Here is a 334-nt window from a genome sequence, read left to right as displayed (position 1 = left end):
CCCTGACCCAGCAAACTGGTCCGCGCTGAACGCAATTTTTCGGGCATCCTGAACCCTGAAGGAGGGTGGATGCCATACCTCGCAAGCGTTTCACGAACGAACAGATCGCCTTCGCCTTGCGGCAGGCGCAGAACGGCGCGACGGTGGACGAGGTCTGCCGGAAGAGGGTTGTCTCTGAGCCGACGTTCTACCGCTGGAAGAAGCAGTTCGTCGGTATGGGTGTGCCGGAGATCCGGCGGCTGAAGCAGTTGGAGGACGAGAACAGCAAGCTGAAACGGCTGGTCGCCGACCTGACGCTGGACCGCTCGATGCTTCAGGATGTCCTGAAGGATCA

At 60.5% G+C, this 334-nt stretch carries 1 protein-coding gene; it reads left to right on the top strand.

Going from position 1 to position 334, the window contains the following annotated elements:
• Positions 1–74: 74 nt before the first annotated feature.
• On the top strand, positions 75–334 hold a 260-nt coding region (locus AC0IXR_RS25015; protein ID WP_471762590.1), incomplete at its 3' end, for a transposase.

The sequence above is a fragment of the Methylobacterium sp. AC832 genome (assembly GCF_979256025.1).
The sequence above is the reverse complement of the archived record's forward strand: the minus strand, read 5'-3'. Positions and strand labels throughout refer to the sequence as shown.